Source organism: Aurantimonas coralicida DSM 14790, assembly GCF_000421645.1.
Classification (GTDB): domain Bacteria; phylum Pseudomonadota; class Alphaproteobacteria; order Rhizobiales; family Rhizobiaceae; genus Aurantimonas; species Aurantimonas coralicida.
The window spans coordinates 98,615-117,512 of the sequence record NZ_ATXK01000007.1; the positions used below are offsets into that span (position 1 = coordinate 98,615).

At 67.5% G+C, this 18,898-nt stretch carries 20 protein-coding genes; 12 read left to right on the plus strand and 8 right to left on the minus strand.

Annotation, left to right across the window (positions count from 1 at the left end):
* Nucleotides 1-87 precede the first annotated feature (87 nt).
* Nucleotides 88-810, plus strand: a complete 723-nt coding sequence (locus H536_RS0115245) for a hypothetical protein (protein ID WP_024351298.1) — start codon at nucleotides 88-90, stop codon at nucleotides 808-810.
* Between the two features lie 182 nt (nucleotides 811-992).
* Here H536_RS0115245 and H536_RS0115250 read toward each other — a convergent pair whose 3' ends face one another.
* The gene (locus H536_RS0115250) at nucleotides 993-1,340 is read right to left on the minus strand and encodes a cupin domain-containing protein (protein WP_024351299.1); all 348 of its coding nucleotides are present in this window, start codon (nucleotides 1,338-1,340) and stop codon (nucleotides 993-995) included.
* Nucleotides 1,341-1,468: 128 nt separating this feature from the next.
* Entirely contained in the window at nucleotides 1,469-2,746 is a 1,278-nt protein-coding gene (locus H536_RS0115255) for an O-acetylhomoserine aminocarboxypropyltransferase (protein ID WP_024351300.1), read from the minus strand.
* A gap of 197 nt (nucleotides 2,747-2,943) precedes the next feature.
* Between H536_RS0115255 and H536_RS0115260 the strand changes: the two genes are divergently transcribed.
* Entirely contained in the window at nucleotides 2,944-4,050 is a 1,107-nt protein-coding gene (locus H536_RS0115260) for a Gfo/Idh/MocA family protein (RefSeq protein WP_024351301.1), read from the plus strand.
* Nucleotides 4,051-4,107: 57 nt separating this feature from the next.
* Nucleotides 4,108-4,611: a GNAT family N-acetyltransferase gene (locus H536_RS0115265; protein WP_024351302.1), complete on the plus strand. Its 504-nt coding sequence runs from the start codon at nucleotides 4,108-4,110 to the stop codon at nucleotides 4,609-4,611.
* Nucleotides 4,612-4,649: 38 nt separating this feature from the next.
* Here the strand turns inward: H536_RS0115265 and H536_RS0115270 are convergent, their stop codons facing one another.
* Nucleotides 4,650-5,144 carry a CoA-binding protein gene (locus tag H536_RS0115270; RefSeq protein ID WP_029703364.1) on the minus strand — a complete coding sequence of 165 codons (495 nt, stop codon included), beginning with the start codon at nucleotides 5,142-5,144 and terminating at the stop codon, nucleotides 4,650-4,652.
* Between the two features lie 62 nt (nucleotides 5,145-5,206).
* A complete protein-coding gene (locus H536_RS0115275; protein ID WP_024351304.1) occupies nucleotides 5,207-6,025 on the minus strand; it encodes an enoyl-CoA hydratase in 819 nt (272 codons plus the stop codon).
* 218 nt (nucleotides 6,026-6,243) lie between these two features.
* On the opposite strand from H536_RS0115275, the gene H536_RS0115280 reads away from it, so the two are divergent.
* From H536_RS0115280 to argC, 6 genes are all read left to right on the plus strand, one after another.
* Nucleotides 6,244-6,657, plus strand: a complete 414-nt coding sequence (locus H536_RS0115280; RefSeq protein WP_051141614.1) for a PaaI family thioesterase — start codon at nucleotides 6,244-6,246, stop codon at nucleotides 6,655-6,657.
* A gap of 212 nt (nucleotides 6,658-6,869) precedes the next feature.
* Nucleotides 6,870-7,334, plus strand: a complete 465-nt coding sequence (rplM, locus tag H536_RS0115285; protein WP_024351306.1) for a 50S ribosomal protein L13 — start codon at nucleotides 6,870-6,872, stop codon at nucleotides 7,332-7,334.
* Nucleotides 7,334-7,810 carry a 30S ribosomal protein S9 gene (rpsI, locus tag H536_RS0115290; RefSeq protein WP_024351307.1) on the plus strand — a complete coding sequence of 159 codons (477 nt, stop codon included), beginning with the start codon at nucleotides 7,334-7,336 and terminating at the stop codon, nucleotides 7,808-7,810. The genes rplM and rpsI overlap by 1 nt, the downstream gene beginning before the upstream one ends.
* A 178-nt stretch (nucleotides 7,811-7,988) precedes the next feature.
* Nucleotides 7,989-8,951, plus strand: coding sequence for an agmatinase (speB, locus tag H536_RS0115295; protein ID WP_024351308.1), 963 nt, complete (start codon nucleotides 7,989-7,991; stop codon nucleotides 8,949-8,951).
* A 185-nt stretch (nucleotides 8,952-9,136) separates the two neighbouring features.
* The gene (locus H536_RS0115300; protein WP_024351309.1) at nucleotides 9,137-10,279 is read left to right on the plus strand and encodes a DegT/DnrJ/EryC1/StrS family aminotransferase; all 1,143 of its coding nucleotides are present in this window, start codon (nucleotides 9,137-9,139) and stop codon (nucleotides 10,277-10,279) included.
* A gap of 121 nt (nucleotides 10,280-10,400) precedes the next feature.
* Entirely contained in the window at nucleotides 10,401-11,456 is a 1,056-nt protein-coding gene (argC, locus tag H536_RS0115305; RefSeq protein ID WP_024351310.1) for an N-acetyl-gamma-glutamyl-phosphate reductase, read from the plus strand.
* 24 nt (nucleotides 11,457-11,480) lie between these two features.
* Here argC and H536_RS0115310 read toward each other — a convergent pair whose 3' ends face one another.
* Nucleotides 11,481-12,851: an HD-GYP domain-containing protein gene (locus H536_RS0115310; protein ID WP_024351311.1), complete on the minus strand. Its 1,371-nt coding sequence runs from the start codon at nucleotides 12,849-12,851 to the stop codon at nucleotides 11,481-11,483.
* Nucleotides 12,852-12,937: 86 nt separating this feature from the next.
* On the minus strand, nucleotides 12,938-14,038 hold the full coding sequence (locus H536_RS0115315; RefSeq protein ID WP_373279295.1) for a COX15/CtaA family protein: 1,101 nt from the start codon (nucleotides 14,036-14,038) through the stop codon (nucleotides 12,938-12,940).
* A gap of 164 nt (nucleotides 14,039-14,202) precedes the next feature.
* On the opposite strand from H536_RS0115315, the gene H536_RS0115320 reads away from it, so the two are divergent.
* On the plus strand, nucleotides 14,203-14,442 hold the full coding sequence (locus H536_RS0115320; RefSeq protein ID WP_024351313.1) for a DUF2842 domain-containing protein: 240 nt from the start codon (nucleotides 14,203-14,205) through the stop codon (nucleotides 14,440-14,442).
* 10 nt (nucleotides 14,443-14,452) lie between these two features.
* On the opposite strand, the gene H536_RS0115325 is transcribed toward H536_RS0115320, so the two are convergent.
* Entirely contained in the window at nucleotides 14,453-15,424 is a 972-nt protein-coding gene (locus H536_RS0115325) for a hypothetical protein (RefSeq protein WP_155898511.1), read from the minus strand.
* Nucleotides 15,425-15,510: 86 nt separating this feature from the next.
* On the opposite strand from H536_RS0115325, the gene H536_RS0115330 reads away from it, so the two are divergent.
* Both H536_RS0115330 and H536_RS0115335 read left to right on the plus strand, forming a co-directional pair.
* Nucleotides 15,511-16,071, plus strand: coding sequence for a polysaccharide biosynthesis/export family protein (locus H536_RS0115330; protein ID WP_024351315.1), 561 nt, complete (start codon nucleotides 15,511-15,513; stop codon nucleotides 16,069-16,071).
* A 297-nt stretch (nucleotides 16,072-16,368) separates the two neighbouring features.
* Entirely contained in the window at nucleotides 16,369-17,898 is a 1,530-nt protein-coding gene (locus H536_RS0115335) for an undecaprenyl-phosphate glucose phosphotransferase (protein WP_024351316.1), read from the plus strand.
* Here the strand turns inward: H536_RS0115335 and H536_RS0115340 are convergent.
* Nucleotides 17,892-18,710: a 3'(2'),5'-bisphosphate nucleotidase CysQ family protein gene (locus H536_RS0115340; RefSeq protein WP_024351317.1), complete on the minus strand. Its 819-nt coding sequence runs from the start codon at nucleotides 18,708-18,710 to the stop codon at nucleotides 17,892-17,894. The two genes, H536_RS0115335 and H536_RS0115340, sit on opposite strands and share 7 nt — an antisense overlap.
* Nucleotides 18,711-18,898 lie beyond the last annotated feature (188 nt).

Here is an 18,898-nt window from a genome sequence, read left to right on the forward strand (position 1 = left end):
CCGCTCAGGCCGCCACTGAACATGTTGCAATTTCTTCTGCGCTCGTCTTGATTGTTCTCATCTGAACAATCGCTGGAGTGTATGAGTATGAAGCGACTTGTTGCTTTGCTGACCGCGGGGAGCAGCCTGCTGTTCGCCGTCGCGCCATCCATGGCGGGCGGAAGCCGGGCCATCTCCTGCTACCAGCCGGTGCATGAGCCGGCGGAATACGCATCGGTCGCGGAAACCGTGATGGTGCGGCCCGCCGAGACCGTCTACGAGACGGTACCGCCGGTCTATGGCACCGAAAAGCGTCACGTCCTCGTCGAGCCGGAGCGCGTCGTGCGCAGCGTCGTGCCCGCCCGCTACGAGACCGTCGCCCGCAAGGTGCTCATCCACCCGGCCCGGACCGTCCACCGCTCTTCCCCGCCCGTCTATCGCAAGGTCGCCGAAACGGTGATGGTGCATCCGGCGACGGAGCGCTGGGAATGGCGGGTGATCAACGGCCACCGGGTCTATTGCCGCGTCGTGGCGCCGGCGCGCTATGAGACCCGGTATCGCAAGGTCGTCGTCGATCCCGGCGACAGCTGGACCGAGACGATCCCGGCCGAATACGGCGTCGAGCATGTCCGGGTGGAGGTCGAGCCGGCCCGCACCCGCGAGCATGTCATCCCCGCGCGCTACGAGACGGTCCGCGAGAGGGTCGTGCTGGAACCGGCGCGGTCTGTCGCACGCACCATTCCGGCCGAATACGACACCCGCCACCGCCGGGTGAAGGTGCGGGAAGGCCGCTCCGGCTGGCAGCAGGTGCATCTGCGCAACTCCTGCTGAGGCAGGCCGGGCGCTTCGTCCGGCCAGTTTGCGTTTGCGGCAGACGCCCTCCGGGGCGGCGGCGCTCGACGGACATTCGCGAGTCCGGCCAAGGGGCTGGCCAACTGTCATCACGGATCGATTCAACGCCAGGCGACGGCGCGCGCCCCTGCTCCGCCGGCCGACCGGTTTGCGGGAGCCCTTCAGACCTTGATGACGTAGTGCTTCTTGGTCGGCTCCACGACCTTCCAGCGTCCCTTGAAGCCGGGGCGGATGACGAAGCTGTCGCCGGCGACGAGCTTGACCGGCTCGCACCCGTTCTCAGTCAGAACGGACACACCCTCCAGGATGTGGAAGAACTCCCACTCGTCATAGTCGATGTCCCATTCGCCGGCGGAGGATTCCCAGATGCCGGCGTAGAGACCGTCGCCCGTCTCCTCCATGTTCCAGGTCTTGTTGCTCGGGCGGCCGCTGCGGATCTTGTCCTTGTCGGGCGCGCCGGTCTCGACGGGCACCAGCGCCTTGTCGAACCGGACGAAATGTTCGGTCATGTCGGTCTCCTTCGTCGATCAGCGACGGCCAGAAAGCGCGGCGCGCGCGAGGCGTTCCCGCCATCGCAGAGAAAAGGGCCGGCCGCACGAAGCGACCGGCCCTTTCCGGATGGTTCGAGTGGCGGCGATCAGACCTTGGCGAGCGCCTGGTCGAGATCGGCGATGATGTCGTCGACATTCTCGATGCCGATCGACAGGCGCACCACGTCCGGCCCGGCGCCCGCGGCAATCCGCTGCTCGTCGGCGAGCTGCTTGTGGGTGGTCGATGCCGGGTGGATCACCAGCGAGCGGGTGTCGCCGATATTGGCGAGATGCGAAAACAGTTCCAGCGCTTCCACGAAGGTGACGCCGGCCTCGAAGCCGCCCTTCAGGCCGAAGGTGAAGACGGCGCCGGCGCCCTTGGGCGAATATTTTTGCATCATCGCGTGGTTCGGATGGTCCGGCAGGCCCGAATAGGACACCCAACTCACCTTCTCGTGGCCCTGCAGATGCGCCGCGACGGCCTTGGCGTTGTCGCAGTGGCGCTGCATGCGCAGCGGCAGCGTCTCGATGCCGGTCAGAAGCATGAAGGCGTTGAAGGGCGAGATCGCCGGTCCGAGATCGCGCAGGCCGAGAACGCGGCAGGCGATGGCGAAGGCGAAATTGCCGAAGGTCTCGTGCAGTACGACGCCGTTATATTCCGGCCGCGGCTGCGACAGCATCGGGTAGCGGTCGTTCGCCGACCAGTCGAAGGTGCCGGCGTCGACGATGGCGCCGCCCATGGAATTGCCGTGGCCGCCCATGAACTTCGTCAGCGAATGCACGACGATGTCGGCACCGTGCTCGATCGGCCGGCACAGATACGGCGTCGCCATGGTGTTGTCGACGATCAGCGGAATGCCGTGCTTCTGGGCGATGGCCGAGATGCCGGCGATGTCGACGACGATGCCGCCGGGATTGGCGATCGACTCGATGAAGATCGCCTTGGTCTTGGGGGTGACCGCCGCCTCGAAGCTGGCGAGATCGTCCAGATCGGCCCAGTTGACGGTCCAGCCGAACGACTTGAAGGCATGGCCGAACTGGTTGATCGAACCGCCATAGAGCTTGCGCGAGGCGACGAACTCGTCGCCCGGCTGCATCATCGCCTGGAAGATGATGAGCTGCGCGGCATGGCCCGACGCCACGGCCAGCGCCGCGGTGCCGCCTTCGAGCGCGGCGACGCGCTCTTCCAGCACCGCCTGGGTCGGGTTCATGATGCGGGTGTAGATGTTACCGAACTGCTGGAGCCCGAACAGCGAGGCGGCGTGGTCGACATCCTCGAAGACGAAGGACGTGGTCTGGTAGATCGGCGTCGCCCGGGCGCCCGTCGCCGGGTCCGGCTGCGCGCCGGCGTGGATCGCCAGGGTCTCGAAATTCGGTCCGCTCATCTGTCTCTCTCCCCTTCCATGATGCCGTTCCGGACAGCCCTTGCGGGCCCTCCGGTGCTCGGCACGCTCTAGCATGCCGCGCCCGGGGCGGCGAGTTGCCGGCACGGATTTTCCAGATGTCGCAGCACCGGGGATGCAACCGCCCTGCATGCCAGCCATTCTGCGAGGATCGAACGAACCACCAGGGGACAGCACGCATGCCGAATTCCAACGGACAGATCCGCTACGCCGTCGTCGGCGGCGGCTGGATCTCCCAGGGCGCCTTCATGCCGGGCGTCGGCCAGACGTCGAACTCGGTCATGACGGCAATCGTCACCGGCGACCCTGAGAAGGCCCGCGCGCTCGGCGAGCGCTACGACATCAGGCCCTATGGCTATGACGAATACGACGCGCTCCTGGCCAGCGGCGACATCGACGCGGTCTATGTGGCGACGCCGAACTTCCGCCACCGGGAATTCGCCGAGCCGGCGCTCAAGGCCGGCATTCACGTGCTCCTGGAAAAGCCGATGGCCGGCAGCCTTTCCGATGCCGAGGCGATCGAGGCCGCGGCCCGCGCTTCCGGCGCCCGGTTGATGCTGGCCTATCGCCTGCATTCCGAGCCCGGTACCCAGGCGATCTTGGCGGCGATCCGCGCCGGCGAGATCGGCACGCCGCGCTTCTTCACCGCGACCTTCGCGCAGAATGTCGATGCCGCGAACCACCGGGCGCAAAACGGCTTCTGGGCCGGACCGATCCCCGACATGGGCGCCTATCCGATCAACGCCGTGCGCAATTTCTTCGAGGCCGAGCCGATCTCGGTCACGGCCGTCGCGTCGAAGGTGCCCGAGCGCGGGCTCGGGTGCGCCGACACGGTCAGCGTCATCCTCTCCTTCACCGAGGGACGCGCGGCGAGCTTCACCGTCAGCTATTCAGGCGACAGCGTCGACCGGCTGCATGTGGTCGGCAGCGAGGGGATCATCGAGGCCAATCCCGCCTTCGGCTTCGGTGAGGGCGTGTCCATCGACTTCCGGCTGACGCGGGGCGGCAAGACCGAGGAGCGGACCCATCCGGTGGTCGACCAGTTCGCCGGCGAGACGGCGTATTTCTCCGACTGCATCCTGGAAGACCGCGAGCCCGAGCCGAATGGCGAGGAAGGCGTTCTCGACATGATCGTCATCGAGGCGATCGAGCGGGCGTTGGAGACCGGTCAGCCGCAGGCGCTGGAGCCGCGCAATCGCCAGCGCCGGATGGGCAAGGACCAGGTCCGCGACTTCCCGCTCGCCGACGTGCCCGACTTCGTCAACGCGGCGACGCCCACCGGCTAAGGGCATCGGGGCATCACATCGTGTGGTGCCCCGCTTCGCTGCCGCTATACTCCCCGGATGGCCTACGACATCCGCCCGGAACGACCGGACGACGCCGCGGAGATCCGGCAGGTCGTCACGCCAGCCTTCGCCGATGCGCCGCACAGCGACGGCACCGAGGGTGCCATCGTCGATGCGCTGCGCGCCGATGACGCGCTGACACTGTCGCTCGTCGCGGTCGCGGGCGGCCGGATCGTCGGCCATGTCGCTTTCTCGCCGGTGACGATCGACGGCCGCGATGTCGGCTGGTTCGGCCTCGGACCGGTGGCCGTTTCGCCCGATCGCCAGAGGCAGGGGATCGGCGGCGCGCTTGTGCGGGCAGGTCTCGACCGCCTGCGGAACCAACGCGCCCGGGGCTGCGTGGTGCTCGGCGATCCCGGCTATTATCGCCGCTTCGGCTTTGCGGCCGATCCGCAGCTTCGCTACCCGGATGCACCCGCGCCGTATTTCATGCGGCTTGCCTTCGGTCCCGAGATCCCGGCGGGCTGCGTCGCCTATCATCCGGACTTTGCAGCGCGATGATCGGTCGGCGGCCTGATTGCTGCGCCAGGCGCCCTCGCCTATTTCGTCCGGTTCAGCCCGTAGCTCTGGAAGCCCTTGCCCATGGCCGGCTTCTTCGACGAGAGAACGCGCGAATTGACGCCGTTCCAGCCGATCTCGCCCGACAGGCGCGCATATTCGATCTTGGGGCAGCGATCCATGATGACGGTCAGGCCTTCGGCCTCGGCCGTCCGCGCGGCAGCGTCGTTGCGGATGCCGAGCTGCATCCAGATGACCGAGGGGCGCGGATCCGTCGCCAGCGCCTCTTTGACGATTCCCGGCACGGCGTCGGCGGAGCGGAAGATGTCGATCATGTCGACCGGCTCGGGAATGCTGGCGAGATCGGCATGGCAGCGCTGGCCGAGCAGGTCCTGACCGGCGAGGCCCGGATTGACCGGGATGACGCGGTAGCCCTTGGCCAGCAGGTATTTCAGGACGAAATAGGACGGGCGCACCGGCTTGGCGCTGGCGCCGACGAGGGCGATGGTCTGCACCCGGTCGAGCAGGCCACGCATGGCCGAGTCGTCATAGACCAGCGGCGCCGGCGCAGCGGCACCCGGGGCGCTCTCCGCCGGGCTCATTCGTGCGTCCATTCCGGCTTGCGCTTCTCCAGGAAGGCGCCGATGCCCTCTTCCGCGTCCTTCGCCAGCATGTTCTCGGTCATCACCGAGGCGGCATATTCATAGGCGTCGGACAGCCCCATCTCGGCCTGCCGGTAGAATGCTTCCTTGCCGGTCTTCACCGTCATCGCCGACTTGGAGGCGATGGTGGTGGCATATTTGCCGACGATGGTGCCGAGATATTCCGGCGGCACGACCCGGTTGACCAGGCCGAACTCGCGGGCCGAGCGGGCATCGATGGTCTCGCCCGTCAAGAGCATCTCCATGGCGTGCTTGCGGCTGAGATTGCGCGACAGCGCCACCATCGGCGTCGAGCAGAACAGGCCGATATTGACGCCCGGCGTGCAGAACTGCGCTTCCTCGGAGGCGATGGCGAGATCGCAGGAGGCGACGAGCTGGCAGCCAGCGGCCGTCGCCAGCCCGTTGACCTCGGCGATCACCGGCACGGGATGGCGCACGATCGCCTGCATCACCTCGGAGCATTTGCGCATTGTCGCCTCGAAGAAGGCGCGGCCGCGATCGGCGTCGGCGCGATGGGCGGTCAGTTCCTTCAGATCGTGGCCGGCCGAGAAGATCTTGCCCGCCCCCGCAATGACCACCACGCGGTTGTCGGTGTCGGCCGCCGCATCGGCGAGCGCGGCGAGGATCGCGTTCATCATCGCCATCGACAGGGCGTTCGCCGGCGGGCTGGACAGGACGATCCGGGTCAGGCCCGTCGCCCGCTGGATTTCGACGGGATGCTGGCCCGCATCGGCGATTTCGAAGATGTCTGCCATGGATCGGTTCCGGTCGACTGAAGGAAGGCGTTCCTGCCACCTTCAACAGAATCGCCCCGCCCTCCGCAAGATCGTCGCTGCGCTCCGGAGGACGGTCCCCGCCGATATCGTCAGTCCGACTGGCCATTGCAGGGCCCCGAAGCTAGGACGGTGTGCGTCGGGAGGCGGCATCTGCCCGGCCGGACAGAAGCGGGAGGAACGCGCGCGTGCAGCCGATCATGACGAAAGCCGAACTCGAAGCCTTTCTCGACAGCGATTTTCCGCAGATCGGCGGACGCGAGGGTGGCTATTCGATCACCGATGTCAGTCCGGGCGCGGCGACCATGCGGCTCGACGCCAGCGACCGGCATCTGCGGCCCGGCGGCACCGTTTCCGGACCCAGCCTCTTCGCGCTAGCCGATCTTGCCGCCTATGTCGCGATCCTCGCCCATATCGGGCCGGTGGCGCTCGCCGTCACCACCAATCTGTCGATCAACTTCCTGCGCAAGCCCGAGCCCGGCGGCATCCTCGGCGAAGCCCGGCTCCTGAAGCTCGGCAAGCGGCTGGCGGTCGTCGACATCGCCCTGACCAATGCGGCGGACGAAGCGCTGGTCGCCCATGCGGTGGCGACCTATTCGATCCCGCCCCGATGAGACGCGCCCGGCGTTGCGGTATCATGATACCTTGATGCCGCGATCCCCTGCATGACAGGGGCTCGCGAAGGGTGCCGATGCGCCTTTTGACGTTGACAGACGCGGTGCGGCCCCGTATGTCCCGCTCCACGAAGAGCCGGCTCGCGCCGCCTTCCCAAGATCGACGGCCACAGCGGTCGGCAACGATGCTCACGAACACCCAAGGGCAGAACATGAAAACCTTCTCGCAGAAGACCGAGACGGTGGAGAAGAAGTGGATCCTGATCGACGCCGAAGGGCTCGTCGTCGGCCGCCTCGCTTCCATCGTCGCGCTTCGCCTCCGCGGCAAGCACAAGCCGACCTTCACGCCGCATGTCGATGATGGCGACAACATCATCATCATCAATGCGGACAAGATCGTCCTGACCGGCAAGAAGTACGAGAACAAGACGTACTACTGGCACACCGGTTATGCCGGCGGCATCAAGGAGCGCAAGGCGCGCCACATCCTCGAGGGCCGCTTCCCGGAGCGCGTCGTCGAGAAGGCCATCGAGCGCATGCTGCCGCGCGGCCCGCTCGGCCGTCGCCAGCTCAAGAACCTCCGCGTCTATGCCGGTGCCGAGCACCCGCATGAGGCGCAGTCCCCCGAGACGCTCGACGTCCGGGCCATGAACTCCAAGAACTCGAGGGCCGCATAATGTCCCAGCTCTCTTCGCTCGAAGAACTCGGCACGGCCGAAGTCACCGCACAGCCGGAAGCCCCGGTGCATGTGCAGAAGCTCGACCAGTACGGTCGCGCCTATGCCACCGGCAAGCGCAAGGATGCGGTTGCCCGCGTCTGGGTGAAGCCGGGCACCGGCAAGATCACCGTCAACGACCGCGACTTCACGGCCTATTTCGCCCGTCCGGTCCTGCAGATGGTGCTGCGTCAGCCGATCGTCGCCGCGGCCCGTGACGGCCAGTTCGACGTCGTCGCCACGGTGGCCGGCGGTGGTCTGTCCGGCCAGGCCGGTGCGGTTCGCCACGGCATCTCCAAGGCGCTGACCTATTACGAGCCGGGCCTGCGCGCGGTTCTCAAGAAGGGCGGCTTCCTGACGCGCGACTCGCGTACGGTCGAGCGCAAGAAGTACGGCAAGGCGAAGGCCCGCCGGTCCTTCCAGTTCTCCAAGCGCTGATCGGCGCGGCGGCGTCTGCCGCTGCCCTTTCTCCCGCGAAGTTCAAAGCCGCCGGGTGGTCGCCCGGCGGCTTTTTGCTTATGTGGGCCCGACAGGCTGGTCTGGCGCATCGGAGCTGCGCCCGGCCCCGGCCACCTCCGGCCCGCCGCCTTCCCGACGCTCCCTGGCGGAAGTGACCATGCCCAGCACGTCCATCGACCATGCCTTCACCGCCGACAGCGCCCACGGCGCGGCGGGCGACCCGACCTATGCCGGCGCCCTCTCCTTCATGCGGCGGCGCCAGACGAAGGCGGTCGACGGCACCGACGTGACGGTCTGGGGCATTCCCTTCGACGCCTCGGTCTCCAACCGTCCGGGCACGCGCTTCGGCCCGCAGGCGCTGCGCCGCGCCTCGGCGATCTTCGACAATGATCCGCAGTTCCCCTTCGACACGGATCTCTTCGAGCCCCTGAGCGTCGTCGATTACGGCGACTGCCTGCTCGACTACCGGCTGCCCGAGACGGCGCACGAGACCATCCGCGCCGAGGCGGCGGCCCTGATCGCCAAGACTGGCTTCCTGATGACGCTGGGCGGCGACCATTCGATCACCTTCCCGCTCCTGCAGGCGCATGTGGCGCGGCACGGCAAGCTGTCGCTGGTCCAGTTCGACGCCCATCAGGACACCTGGCCCGTCGCCACCGGCGGCGACGGCCAGCCGCGCGTCGATCACGGCTCCTTCGTCAAGGCGGCCGTGGATGCGGGCCTGATCGACCCGACGACCTCGATCCAGGTCGGCATCCGCACCCATGCGCCGGAGGATTGCGGCCTGGCGATCCTCGACGGCGAGGCGGTGGAGGAGATGACCAGCGCGGCGATCGCCGAGGCGATCCTGTCGCGCACCGGCGGCGCGCCGACCTATCTCAGCTTCGACATCGACTGCCTCGACGTCGCCTTCGCGCCGGGCACCGGCACGCCGGTCGCAGGCGGCCCATCGAGCGCCAAGATGCTGGCGGTGCTGCGCCGGCTCGGCGATCTCCGGCTGGTCGGCGCGGACGTGGTCGAAGTCTCGCCGCCTTATGACCATAGCGACATGACGGCGATCGCCGGCGCAACGGTCGCCATGTATGTGCTCGGCCTGCTGGCGCAGAAGCAGCCGGGATGATGCGGCCCGGCGCGCTGACAAAGTGATTCAACACGCTGCCATCCTGAATCAGGACACGCGCCTAACCCGTTGAAACGACGCTCCGTAAGCGACTGATACGAATCTTGAGTAGCCGGACGCCGGCTTTTCGATCACCACGGCATCGCGCCTTTGCGGCGGCGATTCACCCGACCCAGACGAGCCCCATGACCCAGAACATCCCTTTCATCGACCTCGCCACCCAGCGTGACCGGATCCGCCACAAGGTGGATCACCGCATCGCGACCGTGCTGGACCATGGCGCCTTCGTCATGGGCCCGGAAATCCGCGAGCTCGAGGCGGCGCTCGGCACATTCGGCCAGATGCCCTACACCCTGTCCTGCGCCTCGGGCACCGACGCGCTGGCGCTGCCCTTGATGGCCTGGGGCATCAAGCCGGGCGACGTGGTGTTCTGCCCGAGCTTCACCTTCGCCTCGACAGCGGAAGTCGTCGCCTGGCTCGGCGCGACGCCGTATTTCGTCGATGTCGATGCCGATACCTTCAACATGGACCCGGCGCATCTGGAAGCCGCGATCGCCGAGGTCGCCGGCAAGGACGGGCTGACGCCACGGGCGATCATCGCCGTCGACCTGTTCGGCCAGCCGGCAGACTACCCGGCGCTGCGCCGCATCGCCGACGCGCACGGGCTGAAGCTCATCTCTGACGCCGCCCAGGGCTATGGCGGCACCATCGACGGCGAATTGTCCAGCAAGTGGTCGCATGTCGTCTCCACCAGCTTCTTCCCGGCCAAGCCGCTCGGCTGCTACGGCGATGGCGGCGCGGTCCAGACCGACGATGCCGAACTCAACGAGATCATGGCGTCGCTGCGCGTCCACGGCCAGAATGTCGAGGACAAATACGACAATGTCCGCATCGGCATGAACGGCCGCATGGACACGCTGCAAGCCGCGATCCTGATGGAGAAGCTGGCGATCTTCCCGGACGAGATCGAAACGCGCGGCCGCGTCGCCGCCCGCTATTCGGAGATGCTCGCCGGGGTCGTGACGCCGCAGAAGCTCCTGCGCGACGCCGTCTCGACCTGGGCGCAATACACGATCCGCCTGCCGGAGGGCACCGACCGCAACGCCTTCGCCGCCAGCCTGCGCGAGGCCGGCGTGCCGACGGCGATCTATTATCCAAAGCCCCTGCACCGGCAGACCGCCTATCGCCACTTCCCGGTGACGGGCGGCGAACTGCCGGTCTCGGACGCCCTGTCCCGCGACGTCATCAGCCTGCCGATGCACGCCTATCTGGACGAGGCGACGCAGGACCGCATCGTGGCGGCTGTGAAGGCCGCGCTGCAGGCCTGACATCGGCCCCGGCGCGACGCCCCGGTCTGGACGTCGCGCCAGATTTCGATAAACCCCGGCAATGACAGGGGCGCCGCGCGAGGTCGCTGCGGGCCCGAAACCCCATGCGAGGAGATGGCTGATGGCCGACAAGATCAGGATTGGTGTGCTCGGAGCCAGCGGCTATACCGGCGCGGATCTCGTCCGTCTCGCCGCCCGTCACCCGAACATGGACATCGCCGTCCTCACGGCGAACAGCCACGCCGGCAAGACCATGCGGCAGGTCTTCCGCCACCTGTCCCATATCGACCTGCCGGATCTGGTGACCATCGAGGAAGCGCCCTGGAGCGAGGTCGACGCGGTGTTCTGCGGGCTGCCCCACGGCACGACGCAGGCGATCACCAAGGAGATCTTCGAGACCTATCCGCAGACGAAGATCATCGACATGTCGGCCGATTTCCGCCTGCGGGACCCCGCCGCCTACAAGGAATGGTACGGGCTCGACCACGTCGCGACCGAGTTGCAGGGCGAGGCCGTCTACGGCCTGACCGAGCTCAACCGCGAGGCCATCCGCGACGCGCGGCTGATCGCCTGCCCCGGCTGCTATCCGACGGCGGCGCTGCTGTCGCTGGTGCCGCTGACCAGCGCGACGCTGATCGACGCCACAGACATTGTCATCGACGCCAAGTCGGGCGTGTCGGGTGCCGGTCGCGGGCTGAAGGAGAACACCCTGTTCTGCGAGGCCGGCGAAGGCCTGTCGCCCTATGCGGTCGGCAAGCACCGGCATTCGGCCGAGATCGAGCAGGAAATCGGCAAGGCCGCCGGCATCGACGATCTGAGGGTCAACTTCACCCCGCATCTCATTCCGATGAGCCGCGGCGAACTCTGCACCAGCTATGTGCGGCTGGCCGCCGGCAAGTCCGCGGCGGATCTGCGCGAGCACCTGATCGAGACCTATCGGGACGACCCGTTCATCACCATTCCGGACGAGGACGTCCTGCCCCAGACGCAGATGGTCCGCGGCTCGAACTATGTGGTGATCAACGTTGTGCCCGACCGCATTCCCGGCCGCGCCATCGTCATCTCGACGCTCGACAATCTGGTGAAGGGATCGGCCGGCCAGGCCATCCAGAATTTCAACGTCGCCTATGGCCTCGAGGAAACCACCGGCATCGCCCAGCTGCCGCTGTTCCCCTGAGCTGAGGCCAGCGACCGCGCGGCGTCAGGCGGCGGCGCGGTCGATGCTCTCGAGCGCCGCTTCCAGGGCCGCGAAGCAGCGCCCGTCGATCGCCGTTCCCACATCGGCCCGCATGATCGCCAGCGCCTTCGATACCGGCATCGCCGCGCGATAGGGCCGCTCGGCGGTCAGCGCATCGAAGATGTCGGCCGTGGTGATGATGCGGGTGTCGAGGCAGATCTCATCACCCGCCAGTCCGTTCGGATAGCCCCGACCATCCAGCCGCTCGTGATGGGCGCCGGCGATCCGCGCCAGGTCGGCGAAGATGCTGATGCGCGACAGGATCGCCTCGCTGAAGCCGGGATGCCCCTTGATCACCGCCCATTCGTCGGAATCCAGCTTGCCCGGCTTGTCGAGGATCTGGTTGGAGACGCTGAGCTTGCCGATGTCGTGGAGCAGCGCGACGCGCTTCAGGAAGCGTCGGCGCGGATCGCCCAGGCCCAGATTCTCGGCGATCAGGTCGGTGAACAGCGCCACCCGCTCGCTGTGGCCGCCCGTATAGGGGCTCTTGGAATCGACGACCTGCGCGAAGGCCTCGGCGAGGCTGTCGAGGAACTCCTCGTCGGCGAGCTCGGCATTGTTGTCGGGGGCAAGGCCGATCACCGTTGCAGCAAGGTCCGGTGCCCTGAGCGTCGTCCAGAACGCGGGGGCGGCGGCGACCTTCGTAAAGGCGTCGATCAGGGCCGGGTCGAACCAGCTGCCGCTGCGCGCCGTCACTTCGCGCAGGGCGAAGTCGGCGTCGGCGCTGGTGTGGAAGACGTCGACCACCTGGGCGAGCAGCGCGATGCGGCCGAACAGGGCGATCGCCTCCCCCTTCAGCCCCTGGGGCTGGCCCTTGCCGTTCCAGTGTTCGTCGAGATCGAGAATGCCGGCGGCCACGGTCTCGGGAAAACGCATCTGGCGGACGATGTCGGCGCCGCGGTGGCAACGCGTCTCGATCAGCTCGCGGGAGATCGTGTCGCCCTTGGCCAGCGCCACCACCATGGCGCGGAAGCGCTCGGCGAGGCTGGCCTTCAGGCCGGTATGCTTGAGAACGAAATGCAGAACGTGCGGAAGGCTGTCGCTGACGATCTTGATGTCGCGCTTGAAGGCGATGTCGTCGGTCAGGAAGAGCTGGCAGATGCGCGCCGCGTTGGAGCTGCAGCCGATGTCCTTGAGGAGCAGCGTGTAATAGAGGTCGGCCATTTCCGGCTCGGACAGGCCGATGGCTAGGCCGACATTCATGCCGATCCAGCAGCAGCGCAGGCCGTGGCCGTCGGGCTGGCCTTCGGTGAGGTCCAGCGCGTAGCTCAGGGCGCTGACGAGTTCGGCCTTGGAGACCGCCTGCCGTCCTCCCCCACCCGTGATCACACTCATCCCGCGCCCTGGCCCTTGCCCCGATGGCGAGGATCATCGCAGTCCCGGGTTAACGGAACGACGAAACCGGCGCGCGGCGAAACGGCTCAGGCGACCGGCGCCGGCTCGGGATATTCGCCCTTCAGCGCGCGGGCATGGGCGACCGCCAATCCGAGGACGATGACGCCGCCGGCCTGATGAGCCAGCGCCCAGTCGATGGGCACGGCCAGAAGCAGGGTCGTGATGCCGATCAGCGCCTGCACGAAGACGGCGGCGAAAAGCCAGATAGCGCGCCTGGTGTGAACGCTGCCCGCCGCCTGCAGCAGGGACGCGACCGCGTGGATCACCACCACCACGAACAGCACATAGGCACCGATCCGGTGCATGAACTGCACCGTCATGACGTTCTCGAAGAAATTCCGCCAGGCCGGGTCCATGACGAACAGGCCGCCGGGGATCAAGACGCCGTCCATCAGCGGCCAGGTGTTGAAGGTCAGGCCGGCATTCAGGCCGGCGACCAGGCCGCCCATGTAGATCTGGACGAGCGCCAGCAGCGCGATCAGCGCCGCAACGCCTGCCGACCCGCGCGACGGCGGCATGTCGAAGCGTTTCGGCGCCAGCCCGCGCGCCACCCAGATGATTGCGGCGAAGATCACGCAGGCGATCGTCAGATGCGTTGCGAGCCGGTACTGGCTGACATCGGTGCGTTCGGTCAGGCCCGAGGCGACCATCCACCAGCCAACCGCGCCCTGCAGGCCGCCAAGGGCGAGAATGCCGACGAGACGGGGTTTCAGGAACGGCTCGATGCGGCCGGTCAGCCAGAAGAAGGCCAGCGGGATCGCGAAGACGAAGCCGATCGCGCGGGCCAGGAAGCGATGCGCCCACTCCCACCAGAAGATCGTCTTGAACTCGTCGAGGCTCATGCCGAGGTTGAGCTGCTGATATTGCGGAATGCGCTTGTAGAGCTCGAATTCCTCATCCCATTCGGCGGCAGAAAGCGGCGGGACGATGCCGTGGATCGGCTTCCATTCGGTGATCGACAGGCCGGACTCGGTCAGCCGGGTGGCACCGCCGACGAGGACCAGCGCGAAGATCAGGAGCGCGGTGACATAGAGCCACCAGCGGATCGCGGCGCGGTCGCGCAGACGGGGAGATCGGGCCACAGGGCCGGCGGCGGAATGGGAGATCGTCGTCATGTCGCGTGCCATGTGCACCGAAAGCGCCAGGCGATCAAGCGCAGGAAAGTCGCAGGGGCGAGGCTGGCATTGGCGGCCCGGCCGGCCTAGAGGTCGGGCACGGCGACGGCCGGCCGATGGCAGCGCGGGACGACACCCTGCCCTCGGCGCAAAGGCGCGAACAGGAGAGGCGGATCATGCCGGTCAGAACCAGAAAGCTCATCGGCGCGGTCGTGCTGATCGTTCTCGTCATCGTCTATGCCGTCGTCGCGACGGCGGTGGCGACGCTCTATCTGCCCACCGCCAGCGGCTGGGTGCATCTGGCGTATTTCTTCTTCACCGGAATTCTCTGGGTGGTGCCGGCGATGTTCATCATCTCCTGGATGGAGCGGGTGCCGCGCAAGGATCGGGCGGACGGCGACGGGACGCGCGGCTGAACGCCCCGCCTCAGTCCGGTTGATCCGGGGCGCGACGCCCCGCCCGCCGCGTGGCCGCGCACTGCATGAAAATCAGGTCGTCGACGCCCAGCGCCCGCAAGTCACCGGCGATCGTCGCGTAGCCGTCCGGCGTTGCCGCCTGCCCGGCCACCACGATGGCGGTTTCCTCGTCGAGGAGTGACGGCAGGTCGTCCATGCGCCGGGCATCGAGCGCGACGATTGTGCAGTCATAGGCCTCGGCGCAGGCGGCCAGCACCAGCGTGACGTCGGGCGAATCCGGCTCCGGCGCCGCGCCCGTCGCCAGCACCACATGGCAGCCGCCGCGGCTGTCGCGATGGATGATCTCGCCGAGCGGCGCCAGGTTCTCGGCAAATTCGTGCAGGCCGGGACTGCCCGGCGCAATTCCCGTCTCCGCGGCGATCCGCTCCTCGCCGGTCAGATCGATCAGGATGCAGGACATGCCGGCGCGGGCGATGGCACGGCCGAGTTCGACGCCGCCGAGCCCACCCTCCCCGCCATCGGCCGACAGCATCACCAGGCGGCCGATGGCGCTGCGATGCAGGGCCATGACGAGTTCGCGGCTGGTGACTACCTCGTCGCCATGGCGCGGCGCGGCGGGAGCGTCGGCAGAGATGTCGTGCGGCATGAGAGCAGCGCTCGCTGTGCGTGATGGGACCGTCCGGTTCGCGAACCGCGCCGACGGGCGGGCAAGGCCACGGGCGACGAAATCGCTGAGCGAGGCGCCGAGGGCATGGATGCCGGCGCCCATCATCGCCGGGTCCTCGCACCGGGGCAACGGCGGCCGGGACGCATCGCGGCCGCCGTTGCCCCGGTGCGCGGCGTAAGGAGGATCGTCTGGAAACAGGGCGACATGCGCACTCCGGTGCCTGAGCTTCGCCTGCAGCCTGCCATTGGCCGGTAACTGTGCCGTTAAGGGACAGTTCGGCAGCGCTCGCCAATTCCCGCTCCCGGCGCCCGGCATTTTACGGTCGATTAACCCTAACCGTCTAACAACAGGTCATGACGGTGCGATGCCAATTGGGCCGAAGTGCCACGGGAACCTTGACCATGAAGCCGAGACTGGCCTTCATCCTCGCGATCGTGATCAGCGCCCTCGCCGGCTGCGCGTCCTACAAGCCGGTGTCGCCGGCGTTCCATGCGGCGCTCAACCAGTCCTATCGCCTGGACAGCGGCGACGTCCTGCGTGTCACAGTCTTCGAACAGTCCGGGCTCACCAATGCCTATCCGGTGGACAAGGCCGGCTACGTCTCGTTCCCGCTGGTCGGCTCGGTCCCGGCCCGCGGCCGCACCACCACCCAGCTCGAAGCCGAGATCGCCAATCGCCTGCGCGACGGCTATCTCAACGATCCCGACGTCACCGTGCAGGTCGAGACCTACCGGCCCTTCTTCATCATGGGCGAAGTCGCGACCGGCGGGCAGTACGCTTATTTCCCCGGGATGACGGTCCAGAAGGCGATCGCGGTCGCCGGCGGCTTCAGCCCCCGGGCCGAACAGGGCACCGTCGACATCACCCGCCAGGTCGGCAAGCGAATCCTGACCGGCCGGGTGCTGGTCTCCGATCCGATCCTGCCCGGCGACACGGTCTATGTCCGGGAGCGCTGGTTCTGACACGACCCGACTGCGCCGCTGCGGGGCGATCCCGCACCGGTCCGGTGAGGCTAATGGCGGTCGCCGTTCGCGGGTCACACATGCGAAACCGAGGCATCGGTTTCAGCGCGAGAAGCGGGATCAGGTATTGCGTCCCCGCCCCTCGCCGCATTTCCAGGCAGGGCTCAAGCATATCTTAGCCCTTTGCCTCCATTCTGCGCGGCCGAGAGATCAGGCGCGGCCCACAGAGGTGGGCGTGTCGGCCGCCGACCTTGCGGTCGCGGCCCGAACTGCCGGCGGAATGGGAGTCGACCAGACATGGCGAAGATCGAGTCCAGCCTGCCTTTGAACGACGTAACGGTCGTCAGCTTCCCCGAGCCCGATGCGCCGGTCGAGCTGAACGCCTTCGCGGCGCGGGCGGCGGCCCAGTACAAGGACGATTTCATCACCCCGCGGATGCTGTCGGGCATCTGGCGCGGCGTCGAGTTCGTGCTGCTGACGCTGCTCGGGCTGGCTCTCTTCGTCGGCTATGTCGGCGTTTCCACGCATCTGTGGGAATCCTACGTCGTCCTGTCGCTGGTCGGCGCGGCGCTCGGCGTCCTCGCGATCAATCTGGCCGACGGCTACGAGATCTCGGACCTGAAGGGTCGGGCCGCCCAGCTCTGGCGGATCGCCATCGCCTGGGGCCTGACGCTCTGCTTCCTCACTGTCGGCCTGTTCTTCCTGTTCAACGACGCGGCCTATTCCCGGTTCTGGATGGGCAGCTGGTTCGTCTGCGGCCTGGTGCTCCTGTCGCTCGGCCGCCTGGCGCTGGCCGCCAAGATCCGCCGCTGGCTGCGCAACGGCCGCATGGAGCGGCGCGCCATCATCGTCGGCGGTGGCCGCGGCGCCGAAAGCCTGATCCGCAGCCTCGAGGGCCAGCCCGACAGCGACATCCGCATCTGCGGCATCTTCGACGACCGCGACGACCGGCGTTCGCCACCCATCGTCGCCGGCTATCCCAAGCTCGGCAATATCAGCGAGCTGGTGGAATTCGCCCGCCGCACCCGCATCGACATGCTCATCGTCACCCTGCCGCTGTCGGCCGAGCAGCGCGTCCTGTCCCTCCTGAAGCGCCTCTGGGTGCTGCCGCTTGACATCCGGCTGTCGGCGCATTCGGCCGAGCTGCGGTTCCGCCCGCGTACCTATTCCTTCGTCGGCGACGTACCGCTGATCGACGTCTTCGACCGGCCGCTGGCGGACTGGGACTGGATCGCCAAGCGCTTCTTCGACGTGGTCTTCGCCAGCCTCGCCATCGTCCTTCTGTCTCCGGTCTTCCTTCTCACCGCCCTCGCCGTGAAGCTGGACTCGAAGGGTCCGGTGATCTTCCGCCAGAAGCGGCACGGCTTCAACAATCACATCGTCGACGTGTTCAAGTTCCGCTCGCTCTATGCCGAGATGTCGGATCCGCTGGCCCGGCAGATCGTGACCAAGGGCGACAAGCGCGTCACCCGCGTCGGCCGCTTCATCCGCAAGACCTCGCTCGACGAGTTGCCGCAGCTCTTCAACGTGCTGCGCGGCGACCTGTCGCTGGTCGGCCCCCGGCCCCATGCCGTCCACGCCATTTCCAGCGGCAACGAGGCGTTCGTGGCCATCGTCGACGGCTATTTCGGCCGTCACAAGGTCAAGCCGGGGATCACCGGCTGGGCGCAGATCAAGGGCTGGCGCGGCGAGATCGACCAGCCCGACAAGCTGCAGAAGCGTTTCGAGCACGACCTCTACTACATCGAGAACTGGTCACTGCTGCTCGACCTCTACATCCTCGCCATGACGCCGATCAGTCTGTTGCGGACGAAGTCGGCCTACTGACGCCCGGCCGGCTGCGGCACGATTCCCGGTCGATCGAGCAGGGCGCGATCGCCGAGCGCGATGAAGTGCGGATTGCCGAAGACGTCCTCGTCCGGCGCGTGCGTGCGGCCATAGGCCAGGGGCGCCCCGTCCAGGGTGATGGTCAGTCCGCCGGCCGCGCGCAGCACCGCGTCGCCGGCCGCCGTATCCCACTGCATCGTCCGGCCGAAGCGCGGATAGAGGTCTGCCTCGGCTTCGGCCAGAAGGCAGAATTTCAGCGAGGATCCGATGGACTTCCGCTCGGCCACGTCGAGGCGGCCGATATAGTCGCGGGTCGCATCGTCGAGGTGGTTGCGGCTTGCAACGACATCCAGCGCTGCGCCCGCCTTGCGGCAGGCCAGCGGCGTCGCGGCCCCGTCGCGCTCGACCATGGCAGGCGTCCCTGCCCCGCCATGGTAGATCGTCCCGGTCTCGGGAATGCCGACGCAGCCGAAGACCGGGGCCCCGTCCTCGATCACCGCGACATTGACGGTGTAGTCGGGCGTGCCGGCGATGTAGCTCTTGGTGCCGTCCAGCGGATCGACCAGCAGGAAGCGCCGGCCGACGGCCGGGATCTCGCCGTCCGAGAAGGCCTCTTCGGCAACGATCGGCAGGGTGCAGCCGCCGCCCTGGATGACCGCGACGATGGCCCGTTCGGCGGCCTTGTCGGCCTCGGTCACGGGCGACCGGTCGGATTTGTAGTCGACGCCGCTGCCGGTCTGGGCGCGGATCGCCGCCATGCCGGCGCGGACCGCATCTATCATCAGCGCCGTGTCGATCCTGTCGTCGCTCATCGCTTTTCGTCCCTTCTGTGCTTCGGGCCCCGGCCGGGCTAATCCGGTTCGGCCGCCCGCCGCAAGGCCCTGCAGCTCGGCATGCGGTCACCTTTGGCTAACCGTGCGGGCGAATAGGCGCACTTGGCGCGACTTTCCTGAGGGAAAAGTAACCCCCGCGGGCGATGATGCCGGCTTGCGAACCAATC